Origin of the sequence: Mycobacterium yunnanensis, from assembly GCF_025823185.1 — a bacterium.
GTDB lineage: Bacteria > Actinomycetota > Actinomycetes > Mycobacteriales > Mycobacteriaceae > Mycobacterium > Mycobacterium yunnanensis.
Genome location: NZ_JACKVK010000001.1, coordinates 396,236 through 422,567, shown reverse-complemented (window position 1 = coordinate 422,567; position 26,332 = coordinate 396,236). Strand labels below are relative to the sequence as shown.

The 26,332-nt window shown below is 64.9% G+C and carries 26 protein-coding genes; 7 read left to right on the top strand and 19 right to left on the bottom strand.

What is annotated here, in order from left to right; genetic code table 11:
- Positions 1-56 precede the first annotated feature (56 nt).
- On the bottom strand, positions 57-515 hold the full coding sequence (locus H7K45_RS02180) for an anti-sigma factor antagonist (protein ID WP_263994092.1): 459 nt from the start codon (positions 513-515) through the stop codon (positions 57-59).
- A 176-nt stretch (positions 516-691) separates the two neighbouring features.
- Here H7K45_RS02180 and H7K45_RS02175 point away from each other — a divergent pair, with 176 nt between their 5' ends.
- Complete coding sequence (locus H7K45_RS02175; RefSeq protein WP_263994247.1) at positions 692-1,441, top strand: TetR/AcrR family transcriptional regulator; 750 nt, start codon at positions 692-694, stop codon at positions 1,439-1,441.
- Positions 1,442-1,466: 25 nt separating this feature from the next.
- On the opposite strand, the gene H7K45_RS02170 is transcribed toward H7K45_RS02175, so the two are convergent.
- The 10 genes from H7K45_RS02170 to H7K45_RS02125 form a co-directional block, all read right to left on the bottom strand.
- Positions 1,467-1,691 carry a hypothetical protein gene (locus H7K45_RS02170; RefSeq protein ID WP_263994091.1) on the bottom strand — a complete coding sequence of 75 codons (225 nt, stop codon included), beginning with the start codon at positions 1,689-1,691 and terminating at the stop codon, positions 1,467-1,469.
- Between the two features lie 58 nt (positions 1,692-1,749).
- A complete protein-coding gene (locus tag H7K45_RS02165; RefSeq protein ID WP_263994090.1) occupies positions 1,750-2,214 on the bottom strand; it encodes a hypothetical protein in 465 nt (154 codons plus the stop codon).
- Positions 2,214-4,715 carry a molybdopterin oxidoreductase family protein gene (locus H7K45_RS02160; RefSeq protein ID WP_263994089.1) on the bottom strand — a complete coding sequence of 834 codons (2,502 nt, stop codon included), beginning with the start codon at positions 4,713-4,715 and terminating at the stop codon, positions 2,214-2,216. Before H7K45_RS02160 ends, H7K45_RS02165 begins: the two co-directional genes overlap by 1 nt.
- A 168-nt stretch (positions 4,716-4,883) precedes the next feature.
- The gene (locus H7K45_RS02155) at positions 4,884-5,498 is read right to left on the bottom strand and encodes a class I SAM-dependent methyltransferase (protein WP_263994088.1); all 615 of its coding nucleotides are present in this window, start codon (positions 5,496-5,498) and stop codon (positions 4,884-4,886) included.
- A gap of 78 nt (positions 5,499-5,576) precedes the next feature.
- Positions 5,577-5,978, bottom strand: coding sequence for a PaaI family thioesterase (locus tag H7K45_RS02150; RefSeq protein ID WP_263994087.1), 402 nt, complete (start codon positions 5,976-5,978; stop codon positions 5,577-5,579).
- 514 nt (positions 5,979-6,492) lie between these two features.
- Positions 6,493-7,239: a TatD family hydrolase gene (locus tag H7K45_RS02145; RefSeq protein ID WP_263994086.1), complete on the bottom strand. Its 747-nt coding sequence runs from the start codon at positions 7,237-7,239 to the stop codon at positions 6,493-6,495.
- Positions 7,236-8,594 carry a Qat anti-phage system QueC-like protein QatC gene (gene qatC / locus H7K45_RS02140; protein ID WP_263994085.1) on the bottom strand — a complete coding sequence of 453 codons (1,359 nt, stop codon included), beginning with the start codon at positions 8,592-8,594 and terminating at the stop codon, positions 7,236-7,238. Before qatC ends, H7K45_RS02145 begins: the two co-directional genes overlap by 4 nt.
- On the bottom strand, positions 8,591-9,316 hold the full coding sequence (locus H7K45_RS02135; protein ID WP_263994084.1) for a Qat anti-phage system associated protein QatB: 726 nt from the start codon (positions 9,314-9,316) through the stop codon (positions 8,591-8,593). The genes qatC and H7K45_RS02135 overlap by 4 nt, the downstream gene beginning before the upstream one ends.
- On the bottom strand, positions 9,300-11,255 hold the full coding sequence (locus H7K45_RS02130) for a KAP family P-loop NTPase fold protein (RefSeq protein WP_372512490.1): 1,956 nt from the start codon (positions 11,253-11,255) through the stop codon (positions 9,300-9,302). The genes H7K45_RS02135 and H7K45_RS02130 overlap by 17 nt, the downstream gene beginning before the upstream one ends.
- A 435-nt stretch (positions 11,256-11,690) precedes the next feature.
- The gene (locus tag H7K45_RS02125) at positions 11,691-12,275 is read right to left on the bottom strand and encodes a recombinase family protein (RefSeq protein ID WP_263994082.1); all 585 of its coding nucleotides are present in this window, start codon (positions 12,273-12,275) and stop codon (positions 11,691-11,693) included.
- 602 nt (positions 12,276-12,877) lie between these two features.
- Here H7K45_RS02125 and H7K45_RS02120 point away from each other — a divergent pair.
- Both H7K45_RS02120 and H7K45_RS02115 read left to right on the top strand, forming a co-directional pair.
- Positions 12,878-13,771: a hypothetical protein gene (locus H7K45_RS02120; RefSeq protein WP_263994081.1), complete on the top strand. Its 894-nt coding sequence runs from the start codon at positions 12,878-12,880 to the stop codon at positions 13,769-13,771.
- A 201-nt stretch (positions 13,772-13,972) separates the two neighbouring features.
- Positions 13,973-14,713, top strand: a complete 741-nt coding sequence (locus H7K45_RS02115; protein WP_263994080.1) for a hypothetical protein — start codon at positions 13,973-13,975, stop codon at positions 14,711-14,713.
- 303 nt (positions 14,714-15,016) lie between these two features.
- On the opposite strand, the gene H7K45_RS02110 is transcribed toward H7K45_RS02115, so the two are convergent.
- Positions 15,017-16,210 (bottom strand): protein NO VEIN domain-containing protein, encoded by a 1,194-nt coding sequence (locus H7K45_RS02110; protein ID WP_263994079.1) that lies wholly within the window; start codon positions 16,208-16,210, stop codon positions 15,017-15,019.
- A 190-nt stretch (positions 16,211-16,400) separates the two neighbouring features.
- Between H7K45_RS02110 and H7K45_RS02105 the strand changes: the two genes are divergently transcribed.
- From H7K45_RS02105 to H7K45_RS02095, 3 genes are all read left to right on the top strand, one after another.
- Positions 16,401-16,760 carry a WXG100 family type VII secretion target gene (locus H7K45_RS02105; protein WP_263994077.1) on the top strand — a complete coding sequence of 120 codons (360 nt, stop codon included), beginning with the start codon at positions 16,401-16,403 and terminating at the stop codon, positions 16,758-16,760.
- Positions 16,760-18,445, top strand: coding sequence for an alpha/beta hydrolase (locus H7K45_RS02100; protein WP_263994075.1), 1,686 nt, complete (start codon positions 16,760-16,762; stop codon positions 18,443-18,445). The genes H7K45_RS02105 and H7K45_RS02100 overlap by 1 nt, the downstream gene beginning before the upstream one ends.
- 140 nt (positions 18,446-18,585) lie before the next feature.
- Positions 18,586-19,074, top strand: coding sequence for a hypothetical protein (locus tag H7K45_RS02095; RefSeq protein WP_263994073.1), 489 nt, complete (start codon positions 18,586-18,588; stop codon positions 19,072-19,074).
- A 19-nt stretch (positions 19,075-19,093) separates the two neighbouring features.
- Here H7K45_RS02095 and H7K45_RS02090 read toward each other — a convergent pair whose 3' ends face one another.
- The 3 genes from H7K45_RS02090 to H7K45_RS02080 form a co-directional block, all read right to left on the bottom strand.
- Entirely contained in the window at positions 19,094-19,681 is a 588-nt protein-coding gene (locus tag H7K45_RS02090) for a hypothetical protein (protein ID WP_263994072.1), read from the bottom strand.
- Positions 19,682-19,874: 193 nt separating this feature from the next.
- Positions 19,875-20,939, bottom strand: a complete 1,065-nt coding sequence (locus H7K45_RS02085; protein WP_263994071.1) for a zinc ribbon domain-containing protein — start codon at positions 20,937-20,939, stop codon at positions 19,875-19,877.
- Positions 20,940-20,991: 52 nt separating this feature from the next.
- Positions 20,992-21,525, bottom strand: a complete 534-nt coding sequence (locus H7K45_RS02080; protein WP_263994070.1) for a hypothetical protein — start codon at positions 21,523-21,525, stop codon at positions 20,992-20,994.
- Positions 21,526-21,791: 266 nt separating this feature from the next.
- Between H7K45_RS02080 and H7K45_RS02075 the strand changes: the two genes are divergently transcribed.
- Complete coding sequence (locus H7K45_RS02075; RefSeq protein ID WP_263994069.1) at positions 21,792-22,007, top strand: helix-turn-helix domain-containing protein; 216 nt, start codon at positions 21,792-21,794, stop codon at positions 22,005-22,007.
- Positions 22,008-22,900: 893 nt separating this feature from the next.
- Here the strand turns inward: H7K45_RS02075 and H7K45_RS31790 are convergent.
- The 4 genes from H7K45_RS31790 to H7K45_RS02055 form a co-directional block, all read right to left on the bottom strand.
- Positions 22,901-24,391, bottom strand: coding sequence for a helix-turn-helix domain-containing protein (locus tag H7K45_RS31790; protein ID WP_504928623.1), 1,491 nt, complete (start codon positions 24,389-24,391; stop codon positions 22,901-22,903).
- Between the two features lie 122 nt (positions 24,392-24,513).
- Positions 24,514-25,866: an AAA family ATPase gene (locus tag H7K45_RS02065; protein ID WP_263994067.1), complete on the bottom strand. Its 1,353-nt coding sequence runs from the start codon at positions 25,864-25,866 to the stop codon at positions 24,514-24,516.
- Positions 25,863-26,099 carry a helix-turn-helix domain-containing protein gene (locus tag H7K45_RS02060; RefSeq protein ID WP_263994066.1) on the bottom strand — a complete coding sequence of 79 codons (237 nt, stop codon included), beginning with the start codon at positions 26,097-26,099 and terminating at the stop codon, positions 25,863-25,865. The genes H7K45_RS02065 and H7K45_RS02060 overlap by 4 nt, the downstream gene beginning before the upstream one ends.
- Positions 26,096-26,317: a hypothetical protein gene (locus H7K45_RS02055; protein ID WP_263994065.1), complete on the bottom strand. Its 222-nt coding sequence runs from the start codon at positions 26,315-26,317 to the stop codon at positions 26,096-26,098. Before H7K45_RS02055 ends, H7K45_RS02060 begins: the two co-directional genes overlap by 4 nt.
- Positions 26,318-26,332: the final 15 nt, after the last annotated feature.

Below are 26,332 nucleotides of genomic sequence, written 5' to 3'. Positions count from 1 at the left end.
GCCGCGTGCGGACGTCACTTCGGGGTGTGGGACGTCGCTCGATCACCCCCGTGCCGTCACGACCCCTGAGAATTCGCCACTGCGTCACCGGTTGGTCGATGGATCTGGTGCCAGGCGTCGACCGCGGCGACGACGGTGGCATGCACCGGCAACAGGGTGTCCCACAGGCCCACCCCGATGATGCGGGCCACCACGGGTTGGGTTCCCACCACGCGGAGGTCGATGCCGCGACCGCGGCAATGCTCGGCCGTGTCGGCCAGCGCGGTGAATGCACACAGTCCCAGGAAGTGCGCAGCATCGAGATCGATGATCAGCGCCCCCGGGGCCGTGGCCACTGCGGATACCTCGGCGAGCACGCACCTCCAGGCGGCCACGTTGGTGAGGTCGATGTCACCACCGACCCGTAACACGGTGACCATCCCGTCTCGCTGGACGTTGACGCGTAAACGCTCGGTGGCGTCAGCCGCAGCAGAAAGGCAACCGGTCAAGCGCGAATGAGGATGAAACGTCGACACAGAAGACACCTGCCCATACCCCTAAAGCCGCCGCGCACAGGAGGATCCGGCGCACACCTCCCGCCCTGCGCACTGAAGGCGGCCATACCGACACAACCTACGCCCCGATGTTTACGTTGTAAACTTGGGGTACGGTAAGACTTGGCAACGAGGCGAAGACTTCCAGCGACGAGGTGATCGACATCAACACCCACGCCCCAGACCGCCACGGTGACACCGGCGCGGCGGCCGTCACCGGGCGGCAGCACACCCCGCCGCGGTTGACGCGCGCGGTCATCCTCGACGCAGCGATCGCATTCATCGACACCCACGGCCTGGACAAACTGACCATGCGTCGCCTCGGCGCCACCTGCGGAGTTGAGGCCATGGCCCTCTACCGCCACGTGCACAGCCGTGGTGACCTGCTCACCGGCATCGTCGACCACGTCCTCGACCAGCTCTACACCGATCAACTGGCCGCCCGCCGCCAAGAAGACGGCTGGCAAGACTACCTGCTGCGCCTGGCTCACGGGGTGCGCCAGATCGCCCTGAACCATCCGCAGGTGTTCCCCCTGGTGGCCACCGCGGCACCCGAAGCGCCGTGGGTGCGGCCACCGCTGCGCAGCCTGCGGTGGATGGAGTCCTTCCTGGACACCCTGATCTGCTACGGCTTCACCGACAACGCCGCGGTCACCGCCTACCGCACGTACACCAGCTTCCTGGTCGGGCAGCTGCTGCAGGAAGTGTCGGCCGCCGGAGCCGAACTGCACCCCGATGAAGCCATCCTCGACGAAGCCGACCCGACCACACCGGTCCTCGACCTGCGCGACTATCCGCATCTCCAACGACTCGAGCCGGCCTTGTCCGAAGACCACAGCACCGCCGAATTCGAAGAAATGCTCGAAGCCATCCTGGATCGACTCGAGCTCCTTGTCGCCCGCCGCTGACACCCGTCGGCGACTTCCCAGCACGTCAGATCCGCGCCATGCTCACCAGCGTGCGGTCACCAATGACCTGAGTGTCCTTGAGCCGCAGGCCCGCTCGCTCGGCAATCTCCTCAGCAAGGCCAACGCCAACCGTCGCCCAGGGGAACCACGGCCCGACGTGGTCGTCGGTCTCCAAACGGGTCAGGGGCGTCGTCGCACCACGATGGTGAGTGTCGAACTCCACCAGGACATAGCCTCCGACGGCCACCATGTTCGAGCGCGAAATCGCCAGTGGGACGGCCGTCGGAACTGACCGGCTGCGCCAAACATCACGGCGTGACGATCAAAGCCTGCGGCGCCGCCTGTTTCATCCGGGTGTTGAGCCAGGTCAGTTGCCGGGAAGTGTGGGCGTTGCTTCGCCGTGCGATGTCCAGCAGCTGATGGTCGCGCAGTCCCATGGCGCCTTGAGCGATGACCGTCCAGGTGGTCTGCACCAGGGTGGCCAGGACGTGTAGGTCCTGAAGGTCGCGTAGAAGACCGATCTCGCCATCCCGGACGCAGGAAAGGCCGTTGGCGCGGAGCCGCTCCGGTTCATCGAGGTCGTCCTGCTCGCCGTAGCGTTCGACGACCGGTTCGAGGTCGCGACGGTGCTCGTCGCTCCACCCGGCGAGGGTATGGCAGGTGTGGAAGACGTCGGCGTGCCGCGCGTGCCCGGCGGCGACCGTACGCAACGAGTTGGCCAGCGTCTTCTCGCTGTGGTCGGCGAGGCCGACGTAGGTGGCAAGGTGGGGCATCAGTCCCGTCCTTCCGGGCCACTGGCCCGTTGTGCGGGGTCGAGCTGGTAGTGGGGGGTTTCCGCCCAGACCACGCTGGTCGACTCTGGTCCGCCGACGGTGTCCGGTAGGCCGCCGGTCACCGGGGCGGACGCGGTCGTGGTGGGAGCTGGGGAGGGTCCGTCGCCGGCCCGCACGCGGGTCACCCGGCAGGCAGCGGTCTTGAAGTAGGGCTGTTTGGAGACCGGGTCCCACACCGTCATCGTGAGTTCGTTGGCGACGCGCCGGTCGGCGTCGGCGGCCCCGTCGGGATCCCAGCGGCCGTAGTGGAACGGCGCGAACACCGCCCCCTCCATGATGTGGCCGATCCGGGCCCTTACTTCGATCGCGCCGCGTGGTGATTGCACCCGGACCCAGTCGCCTTCAGTGACGTCGAGCCGCGCCGCGTCGGGTGCGGACAGTTCCACCCAGGCGTCGGGTGCCGCCTGTTGCAGTGGTCGTGACCGTCCGGTCTTCGTGCGGGTGTGGAACTGAAAGACGGTGCGTCCTGTCGTGTACAGCAGCGGATACTCATCCGTTGGTCGTTCATGGGCAGGTGTGTAGGGCGCTCCCTTGAGAACCGCGCGCCCGGCCGGTGCCATTGCCCGGTGCTCCTGCTCGGTCACGGTGCCGCCGGTGAGCAGGTCGTGGCCGTAGGTTTCGCAGTAGTCGGTGTCGGTCGGGAAGACGCCGTCGGCGTAGAGCCGGTCGGTGCCCACGGGGTGCTCCGCGTTGACCGGCCACGGGATCCCAGACGGGCCGCGCAGCGTGTCATAGCTCAGCCCGGTGTAGTCGACCGGGCGCCCGGCCGTCACCGCCGCCCACGCGTCGAATGCCTGCTCCGGTGTACGCCAGCTGATCAGCGGGTCCCCGTCGTCATCGGTGAAGCCCATGGCGTCGGCGTAGGCGAGGAAGATGTCGAGGTCGCTGCGCGCCTCGCCGGGGGGCTGCACGGCCTGCTCGGAGAGATGCACCACGCGGTTGACGTTGGTGAAACAACCCGTCTTCTCGCCCCATCCGGCCGCGGGCAGCACGACGTCGGCGAGTTCGGCGGTCTCGGTGCGGAACAGGTCCTGCACCACCACGAAGCAATCCTCCCCGGCGAGGATCGACCGGATGCGCGAGGACTCCGGCATCGATACCGCGGGGTTGGTCGCCGAAATCCACAGCAGCCCAATCGAACCCGTCTCGGCGTAAGACATGATCTGCATCGCGTGGGTCGGGGGCGACCAGTGCGGAATGGTCATCACGTCGACTTTCCAGGCGTCGGCGAGTTCCTGCACGTGCGCGGGGTTGTCCCAGTTGCGGAAACCGGGCAGGTCGCCGTCGGCGCCGCACTCACGGTTGTTCTGCGCGGTGGGTTGACCGTTCATCTGCAGGACCCCGGCACCGGGGCGGCCGATCAAACCGCGCAGCAAGTGCAGGTTGTGGACCGCGACGGAGGCCGCGGTGGCCTGATGGGACTGGTAGAAGCCCTGCAGGACCGTGGAGAGCACGGCGCTGCTCTCACCAAAGATGCGTGCGGCGCAGCGCAGGTCGCCCGCGTCGATGCCGCAGATGTCGGCGACGTGCTCGGGGGTGTAGGGGTCCACGACCTGGTGCAAGGCGTCGATACCGATCGTGTGTTGCGCGACCCAGCCGTGGTCGATCCAGTCGTTTTCGAACAGCTCACGTGTCAAGCCGTTCATCAGGGCCAGGTTGGTGCCGACCCGCGCGGCGAGGTGGACGCCGCCGGTGCGCTCGGCCTCCTGGGCCACCAGAGTGCGGCGGGGGTCGACGCAGACGATGCGCGGCGGGTTCTCCCCGCGGGTGCGGTCCAGGATGCGGGTCCACAGGACCGTCTGGGTTTCGGCCATGTTGTGGCCGTAGAGGAACACCGCGTCGCAGTGCTCGATGTCGGTGTACGAGCCGGGCTGCCCATCGGCGCCAAAGGATTCCTTGAAGGCCGCCGCGGCGGTGGCCGTGCACAGCCGGGTGTTGCCGTCCATGTGGGGCGTGCCAATGCCGGCCTTGCCGATGACCGCGAGGGTGTAGTACTCCTCGAGGAACAGCTGACCCGAAGTGTAGAAGCCATGGCTGAGCGGCCCCTTCTCCTCAAGCAGCCGACGCGACCTGTCCACGATCCGTCCCATCGCGGTGTCCCAGTCGGTTTCAACCAGCCGGCCACCCTCGCGCACCAGAGGCCGGGTCAGACGATCCGGGGACGACGCCCACGGGGTCGACCCGTAGAGCCCCTTCGGACCGAGCCGCCCGTGGTTGACGGTGTCACCAACGCGTCCACGAATCCCCACCATCCGACCGTCCTTGACGGCGATGTCGCAACCGCAGCCATTGCTGCACAGCAGGCACGCCGACTGCACCCACCGGTCCACGTCGCGGTCGGCGAGCCCCTCGTCGAGGAAGTGGTCGACCCGGGCGGGCCACACCGAACCCAACCCGTGAGGAGTGGCCTGTCCGTACGTCTCGGCGATCCGATCGGTCATGCGCTGCGCTCCGTGCCTTAATGATTAGGAGCCAGTCAGGTACCCAGCCCGTCGCGAAGCAAGCCCCCGAGGCTGATCTGCATCCGAGGAGCAGCCGGGCGACGTCGCGTCCGACGACCAAGGGCGGATCGGGACACCCGCAGGCGTGGGCACGGTCCGGCGAGCGGACTAGGGCTTGAGCCACCGCCACTGCGCCGTCAGCCAGCCTTGAGCCTCGGGCAAAGTGTCCCGCACGGCGGCGACGACGCCCGGCCAAATGCGTTCGTCGTAGTCGTCACCCGAGAGCCAGCCGCCGGAGCTCACCTTCGGCAACCACGCCTCGATGTCGGCCGCGACGCTGTCGTAGTCGTGGCGGGCGTCGAGGTGCACCCACGCCAACGAGCCGTCGACGAAGAAGTCTGCTGCCTTTGGCGACGAGCTGATGAAGACGTGGACGTCGTCGGCGAATCCGCACGCAATCACATTGCGATGCAACAGGCCCGCGAAGGTTCCGCCGCCGTATTCGACCGCCGGACCGTGCGCGTCCTCACTGGCCAGTCCCTCTTCGCCGCTCCCGCGGCAGGTGTCGACCCCGATGACCGTGAAGTCACGTCCTGAGGTGCGCACCACGTCGGCGAGGGAACACAGGCTGCGCCCGAGATAGGAGCCGACCTCGACGAAGGTGCTGCCCTCTTCGAACACCTCGACGGCTTCCTGCTGGCCTTCGCGCCAATGGAACCAGCCGGGGATGTCCGACCATTGGCTGACCTCGGTGGCGAATGCGTCTTTCGTGGGGTGGTTCACGGTGAGGCGGTTCCCCGATCGGGGGGCGGATAACCCCCGGCGCTCGAGTACGTTGATCGGAGGCCGCCTCGTCGGCGGTTAGCCCACCGGGCGCGAGACGTGGACCATCTGAGTCGTGTACGCGCACAACAGGTTGTCCTCGTCGTGAACCTCGGTCTTGATCGTGGCCAGCGTCCTGCCGATCTTCAACGGCGTCGAGGTAGCCGTGGCCGTACTACGAACGGGCCGCAGGAAGTAGGTCGTGGACTCCGCCGTGGTCCACACGCAGCCCTCGTCGACGTTGAGCGCCACACACACCGCCGAAGCAACGTCGCACACGCTCATGATGGCGCCGCCGTGAAGACCTCCCCCGAGCGTCGACAGTTCGTGTCGTGTGGGCAGGACGGCTTGTACCAGTTCGGCCGTCAGCACCGGAAAGGTCACGCCAAGCGTCGCCGCGAACGGCGCCAGTGCATAGATCTGCCATTCGTCGAGTTTCATCGATGCGCGAGCCTAGGCGACCGACTCGTCTTCATCGCTTCGGCCTCGACCCCACCGCTGAAAGGATATCGCCCGCGATATCGCTTTGCGTGGACCATGGTCACTCGGACGATCCTTGGAGTTCGGTCAGAACGCAATTCCTGACCCGCAATTACTTGTGGAGCTAAGGGGAATCGAAATTCCTCGCACCTTCGCTGCTTAATGCAGCTGATCTGCAGAAACGCAGCAGGGCGACCGTTCGAACCCACGCGAAACAACGTGCCGCGACCTGCGGAAACAGCGAGGGGTGTTGACGCGGTCAACATCTCAGGGCTGCGCACCACTCCCGCGGCCATTGACAACCAACTTCGACATCGTACGGAGCCGGTGAGCGCGGTCGATGGATCGCACCCAAGCGGGCGCTTGCACAGTGCCACCACGGCCGACCGCTGCTGGCCCATCCCACACTCCTGCGGGTGTCGATGACCCGACGACAACCGAAACCCTAGTGGGGGGCGTGTGGACGTCGGTTCGATCAACCGGCCATGCTTCGCAGTCGGTCGTGGTTTCGTCGCAGCGTCTGCGCGGCGTCGACAGGCGCCACCTGCCAGGCGATGGCGAGCTGGTTAGCCAGCGATTTCAGATCAGTGGGTTGCGCCGGGCGACCAGATGTCTTGGCGTATGGTCCGTCGGTTTCTAGGAGGATTCGGTCCGCTGGCACATTCGCAATAAAGGACGCGAACCGCTTGGATCGGGTCATAGCGGGGTTGACGGAGAAGTACAGGCCGGCGGCGAGGGCGTCGTCGACGAGCTTGAGCGGCCCGGTGTACCAGTGCATCACGGCGGGCAGCTGCACCTGCGACAGCAGGTTGACGACTTCGGTTTCTGCGCCGCGGCTGTGCACCGTCAGGGGATGGCGCCCGGGCTGGGCTTCGGTGAGAACGATGTCGAACACTCGAAGCTGGTGCTTCTTGGTCGCGATTCCGTGTTGCGAGAAGTCGAGCCCGACCTCGCCGATCCAGCGGGTTTGGGGCATGCAGCGGAAGAACCGAGCGATGTCGGCGGGTCGGAAGGACGCGGCGCGCAATGGATGTAAGCCCAGGGCCACCTCGATGGTCGGTCGCCGTCCCAACCGAGTTTTCAAGCGGCGGAACTCCTCTGGGCTTTCGGTGACGGCGACCAGGGACACGTTGGCCGCTGCTGCGGAGTCCATCACCGCGACCGGGTCGTCGTAGGCACCGAGGTGGCAGTGGCTGTCCAGCAGTGGTCCGAGGTCGGTCATTGCAACCCCTGGATCAGTTCGGCGGTCGCCCCGGTCGCGCCCTGCAACCAGCTGCGAAGCTCCTCCAGGCCGGCACGCCATACGCGCAGAAAGGCGCGCTGCTCGCCGTCGGGGATCGGACCGTTGCGTAAGACGTCGCGATCTGGGCGGTCAGCGAAGACGCCGTTGACGACGGCGCGGAGGTCACTGGCTCGCCTGGTCGGCCGGGACAACAGATCGCTGCCGTCGAGTGCGTCCCAGGCGTAGCCGTCGGCGCTGTCCCAGCCCACGTGGGCCATCGAGGCACGACGGATGAGGCACGGGAAGCAGTACCCGCAGTTGCCTTGCTCGCGCTGGACGTAGCGCGCGGCCTCGGGGTGCGAGCAGGACACGCTCAGCGGCGCGAGGCGGCGCAGCAGGTCGGGGTTGAGGGTTTCGGCGAGCATCTGCCCCTTGGGCGTGAGGCGGTAGGGGTTGAGGACGGGATTGTTCACCCCGCAGTGAGCCGCTGCTTCGGTGAGGATCTTGATGAAGTGTGGGTGCGTGGTGCGAGTGCTGTAGCTCCCTGATCGTGCCCGGGTGAGTGGGACGTTGATGCCAATGAAGCCGTTCTCAGGGATGAACACCGGGGTGTCGGGGCCCACCGACGCCGCCAGGGCCAGGGCGGTGGTCAAGAAAAGCAACGACCGTGCGCGGGTGGTGTTCTCCCGCCGGGACGGCAGTGACCGCGCCTGGGCCGTGTTGGGTGGCGCTGGTCGAAGGAACAGGCGTCTGGACACCAGCCGATCGTGCCCGTAGTGCTCGAACAATTCGGCGAGGAGGGCTTCTTGGGCGGTGGACGCCTGCCCTCCTTCGTGGTGGGAGAGCAGGCACAACCGCATCGCCGGGTTGCCTTCGAGGAGGTCGACGACACCGCACAAGGAATCCAGGCCACCAGAGAACAGGCACACTGCGTCGACCTCACCGACGGCGGTGACTGTGGCCGGCACCTTGGGCACCATTGCGAGCGGATCGTGTTCGTCGGTGCGGGCGGTGACCCTCCAGCGGTCCCCTGTCAGAAAGCTCAGCACTGGTGACCAATCGGCCTTGGCCCACTGGTCGGCGTCCTGGACGGGCAGGTCGATGTCGAGTTCTCTAGTCCACCGGTCCGCCGTCAGGCGCCGCAGCGACACCTTGTCGGCGCAGTAGCCGGCCGCCCCAAGAAGTGCGAGATCCAGGGCCTCGCGCGGGGGGCGCCAACCTTCAAAGAACCGGGCGCCGGCCTTGCCGACTTGGACCGTGGACACCGAACTCCCCGGCCTCCAGTCCAAGAGCTGGACTTCCTGTGATCCGGTGTCGCCCTGCTCAAGCGCAATGCGCATCCGGTAGGAGCTCATGAGTCGTCTCCGTCGTCGAGGGCGCTGATCGCCTGGTACGCACTGCTGATGGCATCCTCGGCGATGCCGCGGCCCTGTTCGCCTCGCCAGTCGACAGCGAAGGGATCCTCGGGCAGGTGGATGGCGACCAAGTCGGCGATGATCTGGCGCATCTCCTGATCGGCTTTGCGCATGGCGACCGGATCAGACAGCCGGGATAACCGCTCGGCGACGACGGGGACGCGGTTGTAGACGTAGAGCGCCAGGAAGCTCTGCAGCAGCGCCAACAGGTCGGTCTCGTCGATGCTGACGTCGGCGAGTTCCTCCCATTGATCGGCGTCACCGAACACCTCGTCCAGGACGTCGCACGCCGCGTCGCGGGCTGCCTGGGCGTCCAGGTCGTCACCGTCTCCGGCGATGAATCCGATCAGTTCGTCGAGCACTGTGAAGCGGTCGCTCCCGACCAGATCGGCCAGGCCGATGCCCTCGAGCGCCTGCGCCAGGCCACCGGCACCGATGCCCGACAGCAGTGCGCCCAGGTTCTGGATCCCCGTGGCCCCGGCCCGGGCGGAGGTCGCCGCGCCGCCCGTACCCCCGAGCAACGGAACGTGGCGTCCCAGGACCCGCCGGGCACGTGCCGCGGAGTCCGGGCTGTCAAGATGGCGGACATAGGAGGACGCCGCGTACTTCAGGGGCGTCCACGCTCCCCCGCTGCCGGCCGACCTGTCAGCGGAAGTTCCCACTTCCGGCGCCCTTTCTCTGCTGCGCCTCACGTGCCCGAAGCGCTGCCTGCACGATGCCCCGCAGGCCGCCGCCCGCGCTTTGCCAACGATCAAGGACCCGTTGGATCTTCGGATGGTCTACCGGCAAGCGGCGGACGACTAGGCCGCCCGCCGTCACCGGGATACTCGCGGGCGCGATGCGCAGCAGGGTGTCGCCGAGTGCATCGACGAGGTCGGCGTTGAGTTGCGACAGTTCGATGGCCGCGGTCAGCGCGATGCCCGATGGGTTTCGCGTCACCCGGTCGAGCAGGGCTTCGAAAAACTGGGCGCGTTCGGTGGGGTCCAAGGCGGCCACGGTCGGGTAGTGGTTCCGTCGGGCCTGCTCGACCTCTGATTGCACATGGGTCAGCAGGATTTGGAGTCGAGGGGCGAGCCGCGACGCCGACACGCCGAACGACAGTTTGTCCCGCGAATAGGTGAAGTAAGGCCGTAAATCGACCGATGTCAACGGCGGGTCGAGCCGCAACCATTCACCGATATAGGGCTTGTCCGCCCAGGCCCGCACCTCGGTGTCGAGCTCGGCCCCATCTGGTGTGCTCGCGACGTCGGTGTCGGTGCGCGTCCCGGGCCGCGGGCCGGTGGTGCGTCGTGGCATCGGAGGCGGGTCGGTCTCCCCGCCGCTGGCCTCAGGGTCTTCGGGTGGCGTGCGGGCGTACGTCTCCGCGGCGATCAATTCAGGCGAGGGTCCGTCGGCGGGGACCTGCCAGTCAAACAGTTTCTGGAAGTCGGAGTTGTGCTGATCCTCCAGCACCATCATCTTCGCGAGTTCGGGCAGTTTGAGGTCGACGTTGCGCCGGGCGGCGCTGCGGTGTTTGAGAAGGAGGTTGTTCATGAAGCGCTTAAGTTGGCGGGGATTGCCGCGCAGGGAGGTGCCCAGGACGGGCATAATGTTGGCCGCCCACCCGAGGTCGGCTGCCATCGCCGGCGGGATGTTTTCTAGGACGTCGCCGGCGATTCCGGCGTTGAACGCTACGGCGAGTCCGTTGACGCGGCGGTTCTCGTCGGCCGCGACGACGACGTCGTCGAAGCGGTCGTCGTCCAGATGCAGTTCGGCGATCAGCAGGTTGGCGTAGGTCTCGGCTTCCGGCGCCGACAGCGGCGGGATGGCGACCTTGAGTTGCAGCATCTTCTCTAAGTAATCACGCCCCAGCCCGGCGCCGTCCTCGCGCTTGAGGTCGGGGTAGCGCGCGTCGATCGCCGATTCCACCACCGCTTGGTTGAGGGCTAGCACGTAAGCCGTCTTCGGGGTGTTGAGGAACAGGCGTATCGCCTCCAACGTGTCGACCACCGTCTCGGGCAGGCAGCGGTCCAGGTCGTCGACGAAGACGACGACCGCGTCGATCGACGTTTGCTCGGAGATGAGTGCGGCGAAGCTTTTACGGAACTGCGTGACGTCGGTGATGGGCGGCTCGGGGTCGGCCGACGCCGTCGCCACCGGTTCAGCTAGGCCGTCCTTAATCGGCGCGGCAAACGCCTTGGCAGTCTCGCCGACGAGGTTGAGGGTGTCCAGGTCGGTATCGGGGGCCAGAGCCTGCATCGCATACGGTGCCGCCGTGGGGACGACGGTGGCTCCCAGACGTCCAGCGCGGCGGGCCAATCGTTTGATCGTGCCGACGAAGGCGCGCAGGCGCCCCACCTCCTCGGCGGTGGCCGGGAAACGTCGCTCGAAGGCATTCAGGACAGTGTTCATCAACGCGACCTTGACGTCGTCGAGGTCCTCGTACTGCCAGGGACTGAACGGGACGCACAAGTATGGCGAAGCCTCCTCGTCCTCGTCCTCGTCGTCATCGGCGCTGTGTTCTCCGGTGTCGGCCCGACGCTCGGCCGCCAGTTCGGCCGCGGCGATGAGCATCAAGCTGCTCTTGCCCGACCCCCAATCCCCCAGCACCCCGATCGTCACCGGCAACAACCGCGGTTCGGTCAAGGCGACGACGAGGCCGTCGACCAGATAGTCGAAACCTAACAAGTCGAACTCGGTCTCGTTGTCCGCCCACACGTTCAATCCCCCACGATCCAGGTGGCCCAGTGAGGCCTCACGGCCGCGACAACCTCAGGACGACACCGAAAGGCTACCCACCAATCACCCGCGGCTGGCCCTCCTTCAGCACAACGGCGTCACCCATATGGACAGAGTTGCCCGGATGGATCCGATCGCCACCGCCATCGCCACACCAGTCAGGCCGCTGCACCTGCTGACTGATGAGCGGCTCGCAGCCACGCGAACTGGAAGGTCGTCCGCTGCCCGTCCAGCATCAGGGTGCACGCAGCCGTTCGCCGCGGATGTCGCGGCGAACTCACCGGAATCGAGACGGCCGGATCCTTCACAGCCCTATCTCTAATCGATGGTGACGCGGGCCGTGGCATCTGCGCGCTCTGCAAGGAGTCGGTACACCGTGGCACGGGAAACGCCAATGATCTTGGCAACGTCGGTCGCCGTGATGCCCTTCTCGCGAAGACTCTGCGCCCTGGCAGCGTCGGCGTTGTCCACCTTGCGGGGCCGACCGCCCTTGCGTCCGTTGGCTGCAGCCGCCGCTAGTCCAGCGCGGGTGCGCTCGATCATCGTGTCGCGTTCGAGCTGCGCGAAGGCCGCCATGATCGTCAGCATTGCCTTGCCCATGGGGCCGTCGGTGTGGAGCCCTTCGGTGATGCTGCGGAATCCGACCTCGCGAGACGTCAGCTCCTCGACGACAGCGAGAACCTGTTGAGTGTTGCGACCTAGGCGGTCGAGCTTCCAGACCGTGAGAACGTCGCCTGCCCGGAGATGATCGAGGCAGGCATCCAGCCCCGGTCGAGTCGAAGTCGAGCCGGACACGCCTTGGTCACTGAATACGCGTTCGACGCCTGCCTCACGTAGAGCATCGAGCTGAAGGGAGAGGTTCTGGTCTGAGGTCGACACCCTCGCGTATCCAATACCGGCCATGGCATCTCCTGTCTCACAAACCCATCGGGGCAGGGTTATGAGAATAGCAGTTTTGAGACAGGTTTTAGAGACGGCTCGCGATCTCGGTCGAGCTTGGTGGGGCACTTGCAGGCGCGAGAAGGTGAGGTTCTCGACAACCCATCGTTTTCGAGACGACGCTCGGCCCGGCCGAGATCCCACTAGCATTAATTGCGATGGTTGCCTACAACACATCCGAGCGCCCCAGGGCGGCACTAGCCGGGTGCAAGGCCGAACATCCTATTGTTCGCGCTCTCGACGGTCTCGCCGGAACAACGAGCTTGGACCGCCTAGACACGCAGCCACTGCACGAGCGGGACGTAGTCGTAGTCTGGCAATCCCCGTCCGACACGCGTGGTCAGTTAATAAGGGTGGGCGGCCTCGGTGAGTCGCACCTGCGTGTTGTCCAGTTCGGCGGCCAACCGGTCAGCACATGGTCCAACGGCAGCGCCCCAGCGGGCCCTTCACTGGCAGTGTCGCTAGGGGAGGAGCTTCACGTACCAGACACGTGCCCATCGGCCCTTCGGGCACTGGTGAAAGCCACCCTTGTGCCGCTTCTTGCAGCGCGAGGCAGTTCCCGACATGTGATCCAACCGGTGTGGGGCGAATCAGCGCCAGCTAAGTTCACGCCGCTGCTGGTGACCTCGCGCGGTCAGGTGCTTGCGGCGATCTACAGCCACCCCGTAATCGAGGAGGTGTGGTGGCTGCCTGTTGAGGCCAGCGACGCGGAGGATTTCGACTTCGCGTCGTGGTTGAGCGCCGCCTTGGATGCTTGGCACTTAGAGGACTCCGACCGCTTTCCAGGCCCGCCGGACTGGACTCGATCAAAGAACTGGATGACTCACGAGGAGCTGCAGCTCGTGGGAGCCATTGAGCGTGCAGAATTCGAGATGGAGCAGCGGCTAGCCGAACTCAGCGCACAAGTAGAAGAGCGAAAACTCGCTTTAGCGGAGGCTCAAGAACGTCACGACCGTGCCGAGCGCGCCCTCTTGACCGGACAAGGTGAGGAACTCGCTGCAGCGGTCAAGGCAGCGCTGGAAAGATTAGGGTTCCAGGTAGAGAACAGAGACGAATCGAGGCAGGGCCAGAAGCTGGAGGACCTCCGTGTACGTGATCCTGCGTCCCCGTGGATAGCTTTGGTGGAGGTCAAAGGCTACGACACCTCGGGCGGCAAGCCCAGCGATCTGGCCAAAATCGCGCGATTCGCGGGGATCTATGCCGCCGTCGAACAAGGACTGCCTGACGCCAGCTGGTACGTGGTGAACCAATACCGGTTGACCTCACCTGACAGGCGCAGAGCCCTCATGCGCAATCACGGCGAAGATGTCGAACGCTTTGTTCAGCAGGACAACGGCGTATTGGTTGATACCTGTGAGCTGTTCCTCCTCGACAGGAGGGTGTCTTCTGGAGATCTTGCGCCGGAGGAAGCCAGAACGATGTTGATGTCGGCGGCTAGGGCGTTTCATTGTGAGCAGTGACAGGCGCAGGCGCGCGCCGCGAGTCCGAAGTGGAGAACCTGGCGCGCGCGAACCAGGTCACACGGAGGATCCAGGCTTCATGGCTCATGTTGCACAGATATGTGATTGATGACTGATCGGGCTGGTGGCGTCATCGCCGCCCTCTCTCGCGCGCAGAGCAGTCACCCCCGCGACGCGGCCGCTGAGACTGACGTTCGATCGATGATTGATGCACTTATCCGCAGTGGTGAGGTCAGTCAAGAGGACGTCCAGAACAATAAGCTCCACTACCGATTGAAGCTCTTCGGCGAACCCGTCCTGGGCGGGCCGCGCCACGGGTACCTTCGGCTTTCCTGCTGGGCTGAAGGCCTAGGAGCCGACCGCAACGCTGAACGGTTCAGCTACTCGGGGCCTCAACTCGACCGCCCGGGCTGCGACGACCTGGTGAGCGGTGTCGGTATCATAGAAGCGCCGAAACTAATTCGCGATCTCGTCCGCGACGGGAACCTCGACCTGACCAAAGATGAGTTCCAGGGCGTCGTTGCCGGTGTGTGGTCAATGGCAGAACCATTCGTATCGGGCCTGGACTGGGACACGTGGGTAGAGCTTTTTCTTCTAAACGGGTTCACCAACGATGGCACTTACGCGAACCGGCCAGCTGGACCTCTAGATCTGTATCGGGGCGCGACTGAAGACAAGAAACGGGGGATGGCGTGGACGACAGACATCGACGTCGCCCGCAGCTTCGCGTACGACCGGATTAGCAACCGCTCCGTCGGCAACGTGTACGTCGCACATGTTGCCCCCGCGGTGACCCTGGCATTCATATGCGACAGAGGGCTGCACGAGAACGAGTGGGTAATCGACCCGCGTGCACTGCGTGATGACGACATCAGGCTCGTCGAAGTGGTTGAAGATGACCCTCGCCCGGCCAGCAGTCGTCGCCAACGATCGCAGCAGTGAACGTGTGCAATCGTTGGAGGTCGATCGAGACCCGACAGCGGCGAACGGATGCGTGGCCCATCTAGCACTGAAGGATGTTCGAAACTGCAGGATGTCCGGTACGACGAGGCGATTTGACGGTGTGCAAAGTCGAATATTTGCGGTGCCCATGGGGACCATGACGGTCGTTGCCCTGGCACGTTAGGATTCCAGTCATCGACCAGCGCTCGAGTCCAACCAGCAGGATGCCGCGCGGTTCCATCGTGTGTGCGGCGGCGTCCACAGAACTAAGGTACCGCCGCCAAACTGTAAAGACGGCAGCCCTCAAGACTGACCTTCGAGAGCGGGAGTAGTGGTGCTCAATGAAGGTCCCCGCAGTGCGCTGTCGAGCGGGTGGTCTCTCGGAGTCAAGCGAGGTGCACCAACGAGAGTCTCGGCCCGTAGGTCGCATGATTCTGATAGCGGTCCTCGAATGACGTACATGCCCTGATCTGTGGAGCCGTACTTGAAAAGTCTGTAGAGATAATACTTTTCGTCGAAGTACGTGGACGCTGCAACCTCATAGCGAGACACGAAGAAGGGCACCTCTCGCCCCTGCATTGTCGTCTTCACCTCGATGTAGCGGTCTGCGCCGTCACTGTCGAACGAGCGCACGTCGTAGCCCAGGCCGTCACCTCGAGTCACGGATTCGTGCATCACACCCTCGGCGAGGTCGGGACGGCCCTCGAGAACAAGCCGCGCCTTCTCGTAGGCGACGACCGCGAATTCTCCGGCTAGGCCTAGTTTGCGATTCGCGGTGTCTCGGGTCGAGTAGTCCCGTTTGATACCGATCTCGCGCGGCTGCCACTTGCTCGTCACCAAGGTGATCTTTGGGGGGTCGACAACCCGTAGCTCATCTGCTGTTTGCCTTGGCACGTCGATCGCCATCTCCTCGGCTCGAGTGGCCATCGCGCGGTCAAGAACGGAGTCGACTTCGAGCTGTCGTACGACTTCGTCGCGCAGGCTGCGTTGGATGTGGTGCGCTGGCTTATATCCGTCTATGTAGAACAGGTTGTTTTGAGCGAGTACGGCACTGATGTTCTGGTATTTGAATTCGATCGACTTGTGCGAGCGGCCGTGAAGATGCTCTCGGAGACGTGCATTCTCCGCGGATTTGTTGAACGGTGTCCCGTGCAGTTCGAGCGTCAACATGGCTAGGTAGCTCGCCACGACGGCACGGTTTTCCGTTGGGGTCCAGTCAGACTTCTCGGTGACGGTGAAGCCAAGAGCTCGGAGCCGCTCGGCAACGGGCTTCCCCCCGCTGAAGTCGCTGGACTCCTTGAAGTCTCCGGTGGCGAAACCGTGAGCTACACCGACGATCGCCTTCGAGTCGTAATCCCTGCCATCCTCAACCAGGAAGTACTCGAGCGCGTGGCTGAAGTGATACTCGTCGAAGAAGCCTTGCTGACCCAGCTCGTCATACCTTTGGATTGCCTGCAGAACTGCGGGGCGGGTGACTGAGGACAAGCTGATACCCATCGGCCGAAGGTAGCAACCCATCACAAGGATTGGCTCTTGTCTGTAGCACCCGCCGGAGTCGAAGGTGCGGTTGTCTGGCGAAGCCAAGTGTCCGTGTGGGGCGTTCACACCTCTGCAGGTGCGAGCGGCGGCGCGGACCTGCTGCTACCAGAGGATTGGTGCAGATCGACGTTGCGGGCGGCACATATCCTTGACGTTCGACCTGCTGCTGGATGGCGGGGGGATGAATATCTCGAACGGGGAAGAGGTAATGGCGAGCCGACTTCGAGTGGATCCGATCGACCTTCGGATGTCCGCCGACCACATGGACATGCACCGCGCCGATCTTGCCGCGGCGCACACTGCTGCCGACGACGCGATCGAAGGGGCGCAGGCGGGCTGGGTGGGGACATCGGCGGCAGCACTGCAGGCGAAGTTCGTCGAGTGGCAGGCCACCACCACGAAGTTGTGTGACGACGTCGCCGCCCATGGTGCTGCCTACACGGCGGCCGCCGACGGTTATTCGAAGAACGACGTCGACTCTGCTGAAGCAGTGAACCGTACGCTCTGATGCCGATCACGTTGGCCGACATCGGCCGCTGGGACCCTGGTGCAGTGCGGGAGGTGTCCACGGCCTTGAGCAAGCGTGGAGCCAGCGCTGAGGAAGTCCGCACCGGGCTGGGCAAGCTGCCCTTGATCGCGACATGGCAGGGCACCGGTGGCGACGCTGCCCGCGCCGCGCTGGACAAGCTGAGCAAGCACCTCGCCGCCCACACCGAACAGATGACCGCCGTCGCCGACGCCACCAGGAAGGCGGCCGACGAGATCGAGTCGGTCAAGCAGGCCCAGCAGCGCATCTTCGACGACGCCCGCAGAGAGGGGTTCGACGTCGACCCCGCCACGGGGGCCGTGAAGCCGTTGTATCCGGATCGAGGCAACGATCCGGTCTACGCGATGGAGCAGATGGACCTGGAGAAGCGCATCACCCAGGTCCTCGCGGACGCCAACACCGCCGACACCGACTTGGCCCGGGGCATCACGATGGCCGGTGACGACGCCTCCGGGCCTGCCGAGGACCGCCCCGACGTCCGGGCCGCCCTCTCGCAGCCACTGCCTGAGGACCCCAAACAGTTCAACGACTTGTGGAACAAGCTCACCCCGGAAGAGAAGGACTGGCTCTACAGCCGCGACCACGGTCTCGGCAACCATCCGGGGATGCCTTTCGACCCAGCGGATCATCTCGGCAAGGACCACTACAACCGACGGCACCTCGACGAGCTGCTCCCTCGGCAGCAAGCCAAGGTCGACCAGATGCAACACCAGTTCGACGACCTGGCCCGCAAGGCGTACATGGGCGACCACAACGCGGCCACGGCGCTGTCCAATCTCGCCCCCCAGCTGCAGGCGGCCAAACACCAGCTCGACGGGTACAAGCAAGTCCACGACACGGTGGATCCGCCCAAGACGATCGACGGCAAGCCCAACCGCGACGCGCAGATCCCCCGATACCTCGGGATGCTCGACGAGCAGGGCCACGCCGCGGTAGCCGTCGGTGGCAATCCCGACACCGCCACCCGCAACGCGACCTTCGTCCCCGGGACCGGGCAGGATCTCGCGCGGCTGGAGTACAGCAACGAGAAGGCCATCGCGATGTACGGCGCAGCCCTGGACGCCGACAGCAGCCTGAAGACCGGAGACGTGTCGGTGACGACGTGGATGGGCTATGACAGACCCATGGACGTACCTCAGGCCGCGAGCACCTCCCCGGCCTTCAACGGTGCGAGCGGGTTGGACGCCTACGAGAACGGGATGCGCGCCTCCCACGTCGGACCGCCGTCGGTGGACACGGTGATCGGCCACAGTTACGGCTCCACGCTGGTGGGGGCGGCTGCCTCCGACGGACATCACCTGGCGGTGGACAACGTCATCGCCGTCGGCAGCCCCGGCATGCTGGTCCCGCACGCGGGGGACCTCAACCTCGACAAGGGGGCCGACGTATACGCCATGCAAGCCCGCAACGACATCATCAGCCTGGCCAGCGGGTGGACCTTGGGACCCGACCCCATCGACGGCGACTTCGGAGCCACCCGGCTCTACGCCGACGCCGGACCCAGCTCCGACCCCCTGGGGCTCACCCCTAGCATCGATGCCCACAGCAGCTACTGGAACGCGGGCAATCCCGCATTGGCCAACATGGGTGCCGTCATCGCCGGGGTCACCCCACCGGCCATGCCAGGAGGGCCGGGATCATCATGACAAGCAAGCCGACGAGAATCGTGGACCGCGCCGCCGCGGCGACGACCGCTCTCCTCCTGGTCCTCTCTCTCGCGGCGTGCAGTCGCACCGACGACGGTCGACCCACCAGCACCAGCGCACCCGACCACGGAGGATCAGCCATGTCCACCACTCCCGCCTTGCCGCCCGACTTTCACGTCGTCGACGCCGTACCGACCAGCCAGCAACAGGCCCAGGACACCGTCATCGGCTACCTGAAGAAGACGCTGAAGGAGCTGCCCCCGGGCACGGTGTTCGACAACTCCCGCTACCCCGGCTCCGGGAACACCCCCTGCACCGACCAGTCCACCGGGACACCCCCCAACGAGTACGCCGACAAACGTCAAGCAGTCTTCCCGCCCGGCAACAACGCCGAGGCGATGATCACCAAGATGGGTCAGATCTGGACGTCCTGGGGGTGGCACGTGGTCGAACGCGACGGGTTCCGCAAGCCCAACCAATTCGGATACGGCCCCGACGGATACGCCCTGCAGGTCGTGGCGTCCAACCCGCCCGGATACCCGCCCACCATCACCGGCGTTTCCCCCTGCTACCCGGGCGACCTCGCCAGCGACAACGTCCCCGTACCAGCCGTCCTGGACAGCAACTAGACCCCACCCACGCGTGTGTTCATTGCAGTCTCGTCAACCGAGGATCACGGGCCCACTGGTCGCCGAATACCCCTACAGCGACCCATAAGGCGACAGCGGGGGCTGCTGGCCCCTGCAACCTGAGCGGTACGACGGCTCCCCTGAACGACAGGGTGAGTGCCCAGTTGTCGAGGTCGGGATGGAACTCGAGGATGTCGTTCAGCGAGAACGAGATCCAGCCGTGTCTGGCGACGCTGCACCACAACCGTGCCGACGTCACGAAGACCGGTGCCACCTGATGATCTCGCCACTGCACCGCGGCCCGCCGCTGGGCCTCGGCTCGGCGCTGGTGGTTGACCAGAGCGTTGACACCGAGCGCGCCCAGGACGAACTCGGGCTTGCCGAAGACGAACAGGTTGCTCTGGTGGTACCGACCGTCGCCGCCGTAGAGGCGGCTGTAGGCCAGGTTGCCTACCGGCATGAGTCCGTGCTCGCCGGGGGCCAAGATCGGGCCCCACACATCCACCGCCGGCGGCTGCCGGTGAGCGCGCAGCGTCCGGGCGCAGTCGATGGCGTACCTCCACCAGGTCGTCGCTTCGGCCTCCAGCTCGAGGTGCGGGTGGGCCACTGGGGTCGCGTGATCACTCTGGGGCTGGACCGGCAACCGAGCGACCTCGGCGTGACGCGGGCGGCCGCAGCTGCCGCAGTAGCGGTGGCCCTCAGGACTGACGCGTCCACAGCGCTCGCATGCCGTCATCGCGGTACCCAGGTGAAGCACCCCTTGGCGGTCGCGACGTCGAGCCGCCAGCAGGTCTGCGAGGTCAATGCCCCGACCAGTACTCGACCATCGGCTCGGTGCTGACCACTGTCGAGCCGGAGGTGATGACTAGCGCGTTTCTGTCGATCGCGTATTGGTAGCCGTCGTTGGTAACGGTGAACCCGTTCGCCGTGGGCGCTGCGTCGTTGATCTGGATCGCGGAGCCGTTCTGCAGGCCGTAGCCGAGGTAGTACAGCTGGCCAATGCTGGTCTGGCAGATGACGGCGAGGGATTTGGTGGTGCGGCCCATCGCCAGAACGGGGTCGACGTCGTGGCACCGTCCGCTGCCACCCGGGTAACCGACGAAACCGTGAGCGTCAGCGTCTGGCAGCTGAGGCGTCGGCACGGTCGGGTCGGCGGGGACGGGCGTTGGTGCGGGCAATGGTGCCGACCCCGATGGGGTCTGCGCCTCGGTGGGAGGCTGTGATGCCGGGGGCGGCTGTGCTGCGCTGGTAGGAACGGGCCGGATCGTGAAGCCGTACTGCTCCAGTGGTGCAAGCGCCCCGGTCGCAATGTCATGGCTGAGCGTGGTTGCGAGGAACACCCACTCGGTCCCGTCCGGCTCGGTCTTGTCGGCGTAGTCGGTGTTCGGGTATCCGGTGCTGACCTGCGCCAGGTCGTTCTGCAACCGCAGATTCGAGGTGTACTGGCCCATCGAGATGACGACTCCGCTCGGCGACAGGCAGACGGCCCGGTCGGTGGCGTGGCCAAGGGCGCTGTGACCGTTGACGAACGTGCCCGGCTTACAGGTCGCCGACACCCAGTCCTGAGAGGATCCCGCCGGTCTGGAGGCAGGCGTGGTTGCGGTGCTGCCGTCGCCGGGCGAGATGGCTTCCAGGGCAATCAGTACGGTCGCCGCGGCGACGACGGTGACCACGGCGAGGGCTGCGCCCATCCGGGCGGCAACGGGCCACGCGACCCAGCGTTGCCTGATTGCGGCTCGCAGCCCGGTGTCAGGAGTACGGGTGGATGCTGACGTGGTCGAGTGCTGCGGGGGCAGCGCGGTACCGCATTCGCCGCAGAACGAGTAGTCGGCGGGGTTCGGATGGCCGCTCAAACAAGTGGGCACGTCGGCAAGTCCAAATCATCTTTACTGTTGGTCGACGACATGTCCGCCCCTCTCACGAGACCTCCCGCACGTGGAAGCCGTACTTCATGAGTGGCGACAGGGCTACGTGGCCGACGTCGAGCTCGAGAAACACCCATGTTCCGTCGTCCGTCGCGAGGGTCGCGTATCCGCGGCCCTTCCACAGGGCAAGGTCGTTGTCTAACAACAAGTTCGACGTGTACTTGCCGATCGAGATGTCGGTCCCACCGCGTGCGGCGCTGCAGGCTTGCAGATCGGTGGCGTTGCGAAGAGTGCCGTTGAAGTCTCTGAGCGTGCCGAGCTCGCACACGCTTGACTCCCAGTCGTCCAACAGGGGGGTGGGCGCTGGTGAAATCGGCGGGTCAGCGACGTCGCCCTTGCTGCTCGTCGTCCGGACTGCGAGCACAGAGACTACGCAGATCGCCGCGGCCGCGACGAAGGCGGCCGTGAACCACACCCACAGCGACGGATGACGGATTGTCTGCCTCTGCGGGACCGCGAATGAATTCGAATGCCGGGTCTCCTCGTCGAACTCCTGTGTTGTCTCGCCGACCGTGCGAGAACCCATCTGGCCTGGCGGTAGAAGGCCTCGAGCGTCAGCCCGTCTCGCCAACGCAGCTCCACAGTTACCGCAGAAGGATTGAGACTCTGGATTGGCGTGGCCATTCGGACACTCCACCGCCGACCCCTACTCCTGTTGCGATCAAATCCCTATCGGCCTGCTGCCCGCTCCGCACTGGAATGGGCAGGCGTCAGCTTCGGTCGACCGCACCCGAATGCTACTTATAAGTATGTAGACCTTCAAGTAGCGGCGCGGAAACGTGGCTTCGTGTCATGGAAGGCCAGCTGCAGCGCGTTGTAGGCCGCAACCTGCGCCGAATTCGGCTGGACCGTGACTTCAGTCAAGAGGCGTTCGCCAACCACATGGGCGTCCACAGGACGTACCTCGGCAGCGTGGAGCGAGGCGAGCGCAACCTCACTCTGCAGACGTTGGAGAAAATCGCCGACTTCCTTGGGGTGGACCCGCGTGACCTCTTGAACGAGCGCTAGGTCGCCTGCTGTCGCTGCCGCCGAGGGGCAGTCACTCCAAGTGCTGCTGCAACCTGCGTCTGTTCCGGTCGACTCTGCTTCGTTGGTTGTGGGTCCTTACGGGCAGGTCCCACCGATTGCCGCACGGGTCCACCGTGCACGAAGCTCTTCTTCGTGGCGTCGTTCGTCTCTCGCCACGCGAAGATGGCCGTATTTGCGGGCCATACGCTGATGGATGGCGCAGGCGGTGTCACACAGCACGTCGGTGTAGGCGATGTTGTCCTTCTCCGCCATCCCGTTCATTCGATGCACCTCTCAGCTCTAGGGCATGCAGGCGCTGTCGCCTGCCCTAGGTCGACGCTCCAGCGCTCCGTTATCCCGGCCAGCCACCGAACGCGGGGATCGACGTGCCCTCAGGTCGCAGCCCGGCGACGGCGCTGAACGAAGCACTCCCAGCGTATCCGTGGGCCGCGTTGTAAGGCTAGGACTTTCCCTCTAGGCCTCGAATCGCTGCAGTACCGGCCAGTGCACGCGGACCGTAGATAGCCAGGCGACCGAAACTGATTCTTTGGACTTTCAAGGTCTTTGGGAGAATTCTTCCTCTACGCCATATTTACGGCGATCGACACTGCAGGTCAAAGACCATGTAGCACATCGCCGACCGGCAGACGACAGCCAGACAATCTCGCACCTGTGCCACACCTCCAACCAAACATGGCTTGCACCTTCGTCTTACATTCGACAACACCTGTAATTTCCCTCCACTTCGCAGTTCCTAGGTCGTCACGCGAGTGGGGCAAAGACCAATGTGCGGCGGACGCGGAGCTGAGATGGCACTAATGGGCCCTGAACGCCGCTGTGCGGTCAGTTCAGACGCATCCCGCGGTCACGTCCGCGGAGCAGCCCTACGCGACTCAGAGCCCATTCGAGAAGGGCTGCAGTGGCCCTCTAGACGAAGGCCACGCGATCCGAGCGGCCGAATCCTCCAACATCCTCGCTCTGGCAGCCCCCTCCTCGTATCGACGTCGGCGTTCTTCGATGTTCTCGCCCATGTTGGTGTGTACGCCGGTCTCGGCGTGCGCCATCCGAGGCACGGGGCGGTCGTCTTCGAAAGCGGGTCCCGGAGTGGGCGAGGGCTTCTTCGTCGCGTTCGAGCCCTCGATCTTGGCCCGCTCACGGAGGGCGTCGCGAAGACCGCGACGTTCAGTGAGCTGCCACTCGAAGTCCGCTCGCAAGGGGAAGACGTCCGTGCTGTAGCGGCTGTGATCCATCAGATTCTCGAGCTCCCGGAACGAGGCGATGACGAAGCTGATGTCGTCGAAGGCTCGGCGGTCGGCGGTGAGCATGATACGGAAGGTCTTGGCCCAGTTGTTGACTCGATAGTCGTCGACGACGTCAGGTTTGCCCAAGGACTCCCGGTAGGCCGTGAACATACCGACGAGTTCGGTGACCTGCGCTTCGAGCTGCAGAGGACTGAGGCGCTTTCCGACGCCGATGGTGATAGTTGGCTCGACGATTCGCGTCGTCCCCTCCACCTTCGCGACCAGGAGAGCGTCGTAGTTGTCCAGGATCTGAGCCACTCTGGTGATCTTGGTTTCGCCACGCTCGAGTTTGATGGGGAGGTGGCCATCGCACTCGTCGAACAACCAAGTCACCAGCGCGCAGGCTTCGTCGATGGGATGTTTCCGAGCCGCCAGCAGCCCAAGAGTGGAGTGCCTCCATCTCCTCCTGCGCGTCATTGTGATCGGTTTCTTCGCTCTGCGCTGGACGTAGAACTCGAAGAAATTCACGAACTGGTCGATCTCCGGGGACAACAAGTAGATCGTATTACCAGACGAGGTCACCTGGGGGGGAACATCTTCCCGGGAGCCAGCGGCTCCCGGCATCTCAAGACTTTCGGACGGATCACCCTCCGATTCCGAAGGGTAAGTAGTACTTGTATCTTTATTAAGAGAAGATCTATCTACATCAGATACCTCTTCGGGTGAAGTTTCGCTCACCCCTACCCCTGCAGTGTCTTTCACCCCTTGGCGCGCAGCATCTGTCACTCCCGCAACTTCTTGCTCTTGCATGCCTGGGCTGGGAGCAACGACTTCCCCCAGCGGGGCTGTACCTTTCGTCCCTGGCCTAGGACTGCTGCAATCACCTGGACCCGAGCTCGCGATATCCGAAAGATTGATTTCCCCTGGGTCCGAAGCGCTCTGGACTCCTGGCGTCCTTGGGAAGCTGTAGAGGTTAGTGAGCTGACGTTCACCATCGAACCGGCTCTGAACTTTCAGAGCACCCAGCTTTTCGAGCTGGCGGGTCTTCGTCTGCACCGTTCTGTCGCTCATGCCCAACTCGTCGGCAATGGTCTGGATGCTGGCCCAGGCCCCGCCTCCTTGGTCGAACGAGCGCCATGCCATGTAGACCTTGACCATGGTTGGGGTGAACCGTTCGTGGTGCAGCCAAGCGGGATAGGGCAGCAACCGATCATCGCGGTCAGGGTTCGTGTCCGAGAGTCCGCCACCACCATCATGCTGCCCCCTCACGGCCGCACCACCTCATCCAAGGACGAGCTCACCGCTGCGCGGTTGGCACGCTCTATGACGCATGGAAGGCACTTACGGGTGGCGACACCCAGCGGCCCCCCACAGTCGGGGCAGCGACCCACCACGGCGTCGTCACCGGTGACGACGGCAGAGTCATCGTAAGGTGTTGGTGGCGCACCTTCGTCGGCATCCGGACCCGAAGCTGCCCTCGAACAGGGCAAACCCACCCCGCCGACATCGCTGATCTCCTCTTGTTGATCATCGCCGTCGTCTGCTTCGAAACCTTCAGTACCCTCACTCGCTTCAGCACCCTCACTTGCTTCAGCTGCTTCAAGCTTGTGGTCAGGCAACGGCTTCATTGGTCCGTAGACACCGCGGGAAGGCCGAGCGATACGCCCCTTGCTGAGCAGCCGGGTCAGGTGCTGGTTTGCCGACCTGAGAGTCATATCAAGACCCTCGGCGACGTCCGCGCTCATTGTCGAGGAGCGCGAATTCACGAAGTCTTCGACGTCGTGGGCCGCCCTGCCCAAGTTGTCTGAACGCTGGGCCAGCAGCTCGACGGTCGAGCGTGCGTCTTCTCCCAGCCATTCCAGGGCGACGGAACCGTTCTCGGTACCGACCAGCCTGTAGGCCAACGACTTCGGCGCGACGGCAAGGTTGCTCTTGACTGACGACAGGATGCGGACATCGTCTGCGTGGTCGGGGTCGGCGGTCACCATGAACCCAGCACGGGCGGCCCCCACGATGCCGACGGAGCCATTGCCGTGAGAGATCGGGTCGCCACCCCTGTTCTTCCGGAGGTGCCGCAAGAGCAACATGGCGCACCCGGTGCGCTCAGCCAGCTTGCTCAACGGAGTCAGCACCTTTCGCACGGCCTGATCCATGTTGGCGTCCCCCGGCAGGTAGGCCATCAAGACGTCCACGACGAGCAGGCGTGCCCCCGTCACGGCGACGTGGCGCTCCAACTGCTCGATGTCGCCCAGGTTGATTGGCGACGGGTCCCCGTTCTGGTCGATGCCGTGCTCGATCACGTGCACCCGGTTGACGTCAGCTCGTGCGGCATCCAGGCGAGGACGGATCGTATCGGCAACTCCGTCTTCGGCGGTCATGTAGAGGACGTCACCTGCCTCGTCGCAACGTGTGCCGTCGGGCCACTCGCCCCCACGGGACACGATCGCCGCGATAGTCAACGCCAGAAGCGACTTCCCGAGACCCGGGTCGCCATCGAGTGTGACAATTTTTCCCACTGGAAGACGGCCGGGCCAGAGCCACGTCACCCGCTCCGGCTCCACGTCAGCCACGCAGACTCGGCCGGACACCGGGCCACCGCCTGAGGTCTCGCCGGTCACGCTGAAACCCGCTTTCGGCTGGTAGCAGTCAGTCCGACCGCAGCGGTACGCGTGATGCGGGGGTTGTTGAGGCAGGCGTCGAGGGCATCCGTCACGTCTTGTTCGGTCATGCGCCACGTCCTGGCGACTTTCCGGCCGGGGAAATGACCGGCCCGAAGCTGCTCAACCAGCCACCGCTCAGAGGGCGCGCCGATCTGCTCGGCAACTTCGCTGACAGAGTAGGTACGCGTCATGCCAGCACGCCCTCGGATGGTGCCAGCAGCGCGATGATCTGTTCACGGATCTCTTCCCTGACGGGGGGTGCCTTCATCAGCGCACGGCTAATGGCATCGATGAGCGCGAGCTCTTGCATGATCACACGGGAGGCGACGAGTTCGGGGTCGTCATCGGGGCGGGAGCGTCCCAGGGACGCATAGCGACCGCGCGCGGCGCGGTAGGCAAAACTAGACATGGGTGGCCTTCAGAG

Bases quoted from the DNA above. Each gene is read 5' to 3' on its own strand.
- qatC (WP_263994085.1), bottom strand. From the start codon at position 8,594: ATGAGCTCCTACCGGATGCGCATTGCGCTTGAGCAGGGCGACACCGGA.
- H7K45_RS02095 (WP_263994073.1), top strand. From the start codon at position 18,586: ATGTCCACCACTCCCGCCTTGCCGCCCGACTTTCACGTCGTCGACGCC.
- H7K45_RS02150 (WP_263994087.1), bottom strand. From the start codon at position 5,978: ATGAAACTCGACGAATGGCAGATCTATGCACTGGCGCCGTTCGCGGCG.
- H7K45_RS02160 (WP_263994089.1), bottom strand. From the start codon at position 4,715: ATGACCGATCGGATCGCCGAGACGTACGGACAGGCCACTCCTCACGGG.
- H7K45_RS02115 (WP_263994080.1), top strand. From the start codon at position 13,973: ATGATTGATGCACTTATCCGCAGTGGTGAGGTCAGTCAAGAGGACGTC.
- H7K45_RS31790 (WP_504928623.1), bottom strand. From the start codon at position 24,391: ATGGCATGGCGCTCGTTCGACCAAGGAGGCGGGGCCTGGGCCAGCATC.
- H7K45_RS02075 (WP_263994069.1), top strand. From the start codon at position 21,792: ATGGAAGGCCAGCTGCAGCGCGTTGTAGGCCGCAACCTGCGCCGAATT.
- H7K45_RS02170 (WP_263994091.1), bottom strand. From the start codon at position 1,691: ATGGTGGCCGTCGGAGGCTATGTCCTGGTGGAGTTCGACACTCACCAT.
- H7K45_RS02055 (WP_263994065.1), bottom strand. From the start codon at position 26,317: ATGTCTAGTTTTGCCTACCGCGCCGCGCGCGGTCGCTATGCGTCCCTG.
- H7K45_RS02060 (WP_263994066.1), bottom strand. From the start codon at position 26,099: ATGACGCGTACCTACTCTGTCAGCGAAGTTGCCGAGCAGATCGGCGCG.
- H7K45_RS02145 (WP_263994086.1), bottom strand. From the start codon at position 7,239: ATGACCGACCTCGGACCACTGCTGGACAGCCACTGCCACCTCGGTGCC.
- H7K45_RS02110 (WP_263994079.1), bottom strand. From the start codon at position 16,210: ATGGGTATCAGCTTGTCCTCAGTCACCCGCCCCGCAGTTCTGCAGGCA.
- H7K45_RS02165 (WP_263994090.1), bottom strand. From the start codon at position 2,214: ATGCCCCACCTTGCCACCTACGTCGGCCTCGCCGACCACAGCGAGAAG.
- H7K45_RS02125 (WP_263994082.1), bottom strand. From the start codon at position 12,275: ATGGCCGGTATTGGATACGCGAGGGTGTCGACCTCAGACCAGAACCTC.
- H7K45_RS02080 (WP_263994070.1), bottom strand. From the start codon at position 21,525: ATGGGTTCTCGCACGGTCGGCGAGACAACACAGGAGTTCGACGAGGAG.
- H7K45_RS02100 (WP_263994075.1), top strand. From the start codon at position 16,760: ATGCCGATCACGTTGGCCGACATCGGCCGCTGGGACCCTGGTGCAGTG.